General features: G+C 34.4%; 2 protein-coding genes and 1 rRNA gene. 1 reads left to right on the top strand and 2 read right to left on the bottom strand.

Features of this window, described 5'->3' with window-relative positions; all coding sequences use genetic code 11:
* Positions 1–19 precede the first annotated feature (19 nt).
* Positions 20–131, top strand: a 5S ribosomal RNA gene (rrf, locus tag BUA16_RS17645).
* Between the two features lie 1,084 nt (positions 132–1,215).
* Here rrf and BUA16_RS17635 read toward each other — a convergent pair.
* Positions 1,216–4,584 (bottom strand): DUF3427 domain-containing protein, encoded by a 3,369-nt coding sequence (locus BUA16_RS17635; protein ID WP_072766035.1) that lies wholly within the window; start codon positions 4,582–4,584, stop codon positions 1,216–1,218.
* Positions 4,577–4,972, bottom strand: coding sequence for a (deoxy)nucleoside triphosphate pyrophosphohydrolase (locus tag BUA16_RS17630; RefSeq protein ID WP_072766034.1), 396 nt, complete (start codon positions 4,970–4,972; stop codon positions 4,577–4,579). Before BUA16_RS17630 ends, BUA16_RS17635 begins: the two co-directional genes overlap by 8 nt.
* Between the last annotated feature and the right edge of the window lie 861 nt (positions 4,973–5,833).

The raw sequence follows: 5,833 nt of genomic DNA, 5'->3' as shown, positions 1-5,833 counted from the left end.
GGACAGCGCACCAAAGATTTTAGGTGGCCATGGCGACGGGGCCCACCCCTTACCATTCCGAACAGGGAAGTTAAGCCCGTCTGCGCCGATGGTACTGCTACACCAAGTGGGAGAGTAGGCCGCCGCCTTTTTTTAAGAGTCCCTTCATGAAAATGAAGGGACTTTTTTTTTGCCCCTGTGCGAGCGCAGCGAAGCAACCGCCCGCTCCGCAAAGTCTTCCGACCTTGAGGGACATTCGTTCGCTTTAATTTCACAAATTGATATAGTAAACAATTGCAACCTTTTTTACATTGATTATTGCGAATTGTTTATTGATAATTGTTTGAAGTCTCCCGACTTTGAGGGGCACCATACCTCAATGTATCCATAGTAATAAAACCACCATACCGCCAAATCCTGCTTCTAAGACATTTCTTTTTACGTGCCTATACATACTTTAGGCCGGTTCCCTTTCATCAAATACAGCTTCTTTGAAGCGTCATTGCCAGCGCAGCGAAGCAATCTCATGAAGGTTTTCACAACATCAACAGCTTGCCTCGTCCTAAATCTTTCCAAAGCTCGGTTCTAGATCAATTTTTTCATAGACCCACTGTTGTATTTTCAAATTCCCTCATTCTCAAATTTTCAAATTGCCTTATTGTTACATTTCCACATTAACCCATTGTTACACTAATTACCGGCTTTTTAAGGCACTTTCCGTTATGCTTCAGCTAATGCCATTCAATAACTATTATCACACATTAGAAGCTATTACAGCGTGGCGCTTTTACAGTATTGATCACCATTTATTGATTCCTGTTTTTTTTATGTCATAACACCTTCTATAAAATTAATGATTCCTTAACCAGTAAATTTATATTGGCCTTGGCCCTATTCCTAATTTGGTTCAAAATATAGAAGAAGTGGAGGCAGTTAATTTGAAAGAGGTTACAGATGTTGAACTTTTGTTATTGATGAAGAGCGGGAATGAGTTGGCATTTAATAATCTATACCATAGATATTGGAAAAAGCTCTTTGTTTATACATTTAACATTGTTAAGGATAAGGGATTAGCGGAAGATGTGTTGCACGAAATATTTACAACTAACTGGAAGCCTATTGGGCTTCCTTCATGATTTTTAGGGATGAACCATCCCCTTACCTACTCGATTAGGCGTTGGCTTTTACACATTGGATATTTCGGAGTGACCATGCCAATGATAAGAAAAAATAGGATTAATTTAATACAGTAATAAATTCACCGTGCACCTTCATTCCTTTTGCGCTTTCTTCATCGAGAATAATATCTGAATAATTATTATCGTACGAATTAGGCTTTAATACAATTTCAGTATGTTCCCAACCTTCTTCAGTTATTGATTTTTGGCTGGAATACGTTTTTACAGTGAATGCGGAATTAAATTCTGGATCGTGGATATCTCTATTTTCTACTAATACTATTTTTCCATTTCTAGAACCCCCAACATATTTTTTAAAAATACATATTGAACCATTGGGGATTCTTTTGTTCATAGATTCACCGACTACTTTACAAGCAAAATAGTTGTCGTTAATAGCATACTTTTCTGCCACTTCTATTTCAGTAAAGGCTTTTTCAGCCTGGAGTTCACTAAAGCTGCCGGCAGCTGCATAAAAGTCAAATAATGGAATAGTAAACCTTGATTCATTATCTTTAATTTCTGATAATTTATCGTCTTTCTCTATAATATTCTCAAGGAGCTCTTTCTTGTTTACAGCGGTTATATAATTGTATAACTCGTCTGTAACTGGCTGTTCCAATTGAAATTTAAAATGAACGACTGGTTTTTTAGAATCAGGCATTACCGCTTGCTCTATGGAGTCTTCAATAATTGAAACATCTCCCATATAATAGAAATCCGTTCCTTCGGCGTCCTCCTTTTTTACGAAAAGTAATATTCGTTTTGAATTAATTACATTCTTAATCTCTTGACTCTCTAACTTTCTATTTGACCTAGACTCCCATGCAAAAACCGAAGGAGAGACAAAGTGATCATTGTATTTTATAGTATCCTCAATGTCATCAGATTTATGATAGGTCACAAAACAAGGGGTGACTTCATTTATTGTTTTATAACCAAAAAGAACACTACTGATGTCATTTTCCCAATTCAATAGCCTACATACGTCTTTACGGCTATATTTATTATAAAGTATTAACCCATCTTTATAATAAGTTTCGGTAAAATAATTATCAAAAGTTTGAATAGAATAGTCTACAGAATCCAGGAGGAAGGTCTTAAAGGTAGCGTTGTTGAGCAACTCTATAAACTCAAAATGAAATTTAAGAATACCATTCTCTTCAAAAACAATCTTCTCATCTTTACGAATAAAATTAAAGTTAATATTAGAAATAGAGGAGGCTATGGTTTCTTTACTTGGCTTATATTTATATTTTTCAAATATTAAATCGTTAAGTTTTGAAATACTTAATTCACCTTCATTTAGCAACTCCTTCAAAATTAAACTCTCCTCAATTCTTTTAGAATTGTTTATCTCCTCAGAGAAAAGTTTTAATAAATCTGAACTCTTTTTGTCTAAAATTATGTCAAAACCTTTATCTGCCCTTCTTACAAAATTATAATATGACTTCGAGTCCTCAATGAATAAAAAAGGATCCCTAGATTCATGCTTTATGAAATCAACCATCATTGGTATACGGCCTAATCGATACTTAAGGAGTTGATAATCTTTTTTTAAATCAAAGAAAGCTCTCATCTTGGCACTATTTATCGACTGAAATATCTTTTCTTTTGCTATCTCATCAAAGTTAATGGTAGATGAGCCCGGAAGCATTTTACTTCCTTCAGAAATTAGCTTTCTTAAAGTATCTTTGTTGTATGAGGTGTCTCCATAAAGGGCTATTGGGATTAAATAGTTGTTTTTGTGATTTCCTATAAAATCAACAACGGTTAGAAAATCTTTACCTATAGCTTTTCTCAAGCCTCTTCCCAATTGCTGCACAAATACAATAGAAGACTCAGTTGGCCTTATCATTATTATTTGGTTGATTTTAGGAATATCTATTCCCTCATTAAATATATCAACCGTAAATATGTAATCAATTCTTTCGTTATTATCAGTTGATTCTAATCTGGAAATAGCCTTACTTCGTTCTTCTTCTGAATTTTTTCCTGAAAGAGAAATAGTTTTAAAACCTCGCTCATTAAATTTTAAGGATAAAGTTCTAGATTCTTCGTTAGTAGAACAAAAGACCAGACCTCTAGTAATTCCATTGTCACTCCCGTAAAAACGAGTCTTCTCTATAATTTTATCTACTCTTTCATCGCTTGCCAATAAATTGAAATCTCTAGTATTCTCAATTGTTTCTTCATTAACCATTAAGTCGGTTATCCCAAAATAGTGAAACTCACTTAGCATACCCTCTTCCATTGCCCGGTTTAATCTTATCTCATATGCAATATTATGATCAAAGAGACTGAAAATATCATTTCCGTCAGTACGTTCAGGAGTAGCTGTCATCCCTAACAAAAACTTAGGATTAAAGTGTTCCATCAATCTGATGTAGGAGTCCGCGCCAGAGCGATGGGATTCGTCAATTATGATGTAATCAAATGCATTTTTATCAAAATTCAATAAGTGGTCTTCCCTAGAAATTGTTTGAACAGTTGAAAAAATAAAGTCAGCTTCTAATTCCCTTTTATTTCCGGAGTAAATACCTAATGTTTTCTCATCATTAAAAAGTTCTCGAAAAGTCTCCAAAGCTTTTTCGGCAATATTCAACCTATGGACAACGAATAATAATTTTTTGGGATTGAAATTTTTAACATCAAATGCCGATAAATAAGTCTTACCTGTTCCTGTTGCAGAGATAATAAGCGCTTTGTTTTTATTTGCACGCCTTAATTCAGTAAGGTTTTTCAATGCTTCTACTTGCATTGAATTTGGAGTTATTACTTTTTCATTAGATCTAGATATTTCTATCTTAGACTCTCCTCTAAATAAGCGTTCTTCATTATAAATAGCCTGATACGCTAAAATAAATTCTTGCGTTACAGGTGTTGCTTTTTTAAAATCACTGTTAAATTCATTTAAAACATTGTCAACGATACTACTTGAGTGTAGACCTGAAACCTTTAAATTCCATTCCTTATTTACAGTTAAAGCACTTGAAGTTAAATTACTGCTTCCAACGATTAAATTATAATGTTCCTTTTTCTTAAAAATGTACCCCTTTGAATGGGAATTTTCTTTTGTAGATATCTTGAGCTCAATATTTTTAAATAGCCGTAATTTTTTAAGAGCTTCCGGTTGAGTGAAATTTAAGTATTGCGAAACCAATACCTTTCCTTTAATCCCTCTTTTTTCTAAAGAAAGTAAACTATTTAATAATACTGCGATTCCGCTAGTTGTAACAAATGCCACTGAAATAAAAAATTCATCGCAGCTATCAAACTCTTGTAATAGAGTAGATAAAACTTTCTCTTTTGGAATTGTCTTATTTGTCAATAATTGAGGCTGATAAACTAGCTCTGACTCAATGTTTTTATCTACAAAACCAGTGTATAAGCTTTTTTGAAAACCGTTATTAAATGTATCAGCCATTTTGCATTAATTTGTCTACAATTGGTACATCAGCTGCAGCCCAATCTAAACCCAAAAGTTCAGTTCTTTTCAACCATTGGGATGAAATATGCTCATTCAGCGTAATTTCCTTTGTATCAACATCACATAAAAAGCTGTGCATGGTTAATTCAAAGTCTGGGTATTGATGAACAACTGTTAAGTATAGATCATTAATATTTGGATTAATATTTAGCTCTTCCTCCAATTCTCTTTTTAAAGCCTCTTTTTTAGATTCCCCAGCTTCAATTTTTCCTCCCGGAAATTCAAACTTTTTAGAGATATATTCTAATTTACTTTCCGCTCTTTGAGCACAAAGAATTTCATTACCATGTTTTAGAATAGCTGCAACTACTTCTATTTTTTTCATACTTTTTATTCAGTTATTTAAAACTAGTTTAATTTTTTTTCTGTTTGTTTATTATAGTAACGATCAAAGCGACCATTATTTTCCTTTTCAATATAAGTGAGCATTCATTCTAAGGTTGTTGTACCTACTTAGACTTTGACCTACGAATATCGTGAATAATTTTATGATGTAGGTAAATAAGTATAAAAACAAGAATTACCTAAATGGTAGAATGATTAATAACCTATAAAATTAACATGCTATACTAAAAAATTAAATACTCAAGCGAACACCACCGCTAGCGCGAGGGTCACGCTCGTGCCGGTCCTGCTTTTCGGTTCAATTTAGTTATTCGTATCATTATAACATTCCCAGGTTCATGTTATCGAACTCTATTTTTAAAATGGGTTGGCCCTCGGCATAATTTGTGGCACTGCTGTACTCGCTAGCGCGAGCGTCGCCCCTGCTCGTTCTAGCATGCATAAAAGCCGTTCCTTTCTGCTTTCCTGAGAATTTTCCTCGATTTATTTTATCAATTTCCTAGCCGTATATCCTTTGAAATTTCTTAACAGCCCGGAAGGGTCTTCCTGGTATGTGCGAAATACAAAATATATACTTCGACTTCGCTCAGTACAGGCATGGCTGGGCATAAAGCAAAAAGCAAACACTTCCATGCCTTTTTCTGCACTGCAATACGATACGCTTTCTTCCAAGATTGAAAAATAGGCCTGACTAATGAATATATCCAACCAATATACCCTTGCAAAACTTACAAAGTAGGAGGCGGACTTGTTATGGAATTTGTGTTTTCTGGTCATCTTTACTTTTTTTAAAATGGACTGCTTACGCTGGCCGGCACGAGCGCGACGCTCGCGCTAGCGG

The organism is Arenibacter nanhaiticus, assembly GCF_900141935.1.
Lineage (GTDB): Bacteria > Bacteroidota > Bacteroidia > Flavobacteriales > Flavobacteriaceae > Arenibacter > Arenibacter nanhaiticus.
The sequence above is the reverse complement of the archived record's forward strand: the minus strand, read 5'-3'. Positions and strand labels throughout refer to the sequence as shown.

Coding starts and splice junctions, on each gene's coding strand:
- BUA16_RS17635 (WP_072766035.1), bottom strand. CDS start 4,584: ATGGCTGATACATTTAATAACGGTTTTCAAAAAAGCTTATACACTGGT.
- BUA16_RS17630 (WP_072766034.1), bottom strand. CDS start 4,972: ATGAAAAAAATAGAAGTAGTTGCAGCTATTCTAAAACATGGTAATGAA.